Raw genomic sequence first — 1,207 nt, 5'->3', positions numbered from 1 at the left:
CCCGCCGCGGCTGTCGGCGGCGGTGAGCTCGCGCGTCAAGCTGCTCGCGCACCTGGACATCGCCGAGCGCCGCCTGCCGCAGGACGGGCGCATCAAGACCCGCGTCAAGGGCCGCGAGCTGGACCTGCGCGTGTCCACCGTGCCCACCGTGCACGGCGAGAGCGTGGTCATGCGCGTGCTCGACCGCGCGAGCGTGCGCCTGCAGCTCGACACCATGGGCTTCGAGCGGGACACGCTGGCGCGCTTCAACGAGCTGCTGGCGCGGCCCCACGGCATCCTGCTGGTGACCGGCCCGACGGGCTCGGGCAAGACCACCACGCTGTATGCGGCGCTGTCCAAGATCGACTCCCAGGCGCACAAGATCATCACCGTCGAAGACCCGGTGGAATACCAGCTGGAGGGCATCAACCAGATCCAGGTGCATCCGCAGATCAACCTGACGTTTGCCAACGCGCTGCGCTCGATCCTGCGCCAGGACCCGGACATCATCATGATCGGCGAGATGCGCGATGGCGAGACGGCGCAGATTGCCGTGCAGTCGGCCCTCACGGGCCACCTGGTGCTGTCCACGTTGCACACCAACACGGCCGCCGGCGCCGTGATCCGCATGCAGGACATGGGGGTGGAGAGCTACCTCATCACCTCCTCGGTCAACGGCGTGCTGGCCCAGCGCCTGGTGCGCACGCTGTGTCCGCACTGCAAGGAAGCCTACGAGCCGGGCGAACAGGTGCGCATCGCCACCGGCCTGTCGCGCTTTGCCCCGCCCGGCCAGCCCATCTACCGCGCCGTGGGCTGCGCGCAGTGCCGCCAGTCCGGCTACCGCGGCCGCACCGGCATCCACGAACTCTTCGTGCTGGACGAGCCCATGCGCCGCGCCATCATCGAGGGCAAGGACGCCAACTCGCTGCATCTGCTGGCCACCCAGGCCGGCATGCTCAGCCTGTACGAGGACGGGCTGCGCAAGGTGGCGGCCGGCGTGACCACGCTCGACGAGGTGGCGCGCGTCACGCAGGACCAGAGCGATGCCTGACTTCGTCTGGCGCGCGGCCACCGCCGCGGGCAAGGTCGAGGAAGGGCGCCTGTCCGCGCCCAGCAGCGCCGCGGCCCTGCGCCAGCTGCGCGAGCAGGGGCTCACGCCGCTGCGCATCGATGACGCAGCCAGCGCCCCTGCCTCCATCGGCCGGGCCGCCGGCGCGGCCGCCAGCGC

Annotated in this window: 1 protein-coding gene and 1 pseudogene; both read left to right on the top strand. The window is 71.2% G+C overall.

Features of this window, described 5'->3' with window-relative positions:
• On the top strand, nt 1-1,030 hold a 1,030-nt coding region (locus A612_RS03910), incomplete at its 5' end, for a GspE/PulE family protein (RefSeq protein WP_019373248.1).
• Nucleotides 1,023-1,207 (top strand): annotated as a pseudogene (locus A612_RS03905) (type II secretion system F family protein); the annotation flags it as partial. The gene A612_RS03910 and the pseudogene A612_RS03905, both read left to right, overlap by 8 nt.

The organism is Melaminivora alkalimesophila (genome assembly GCF_000282995.1).
Taxonomy (GTDB): Bacteria; Pseudomonadota; Gammaproteobacteria; order Burkholderiales; family Burkholderiaceae_C; genus Melaminivora; species Melaminivora alkalimesophila.
This window is presented reverse-complemented; position numbering and strand designations above follow the sequence as displayed.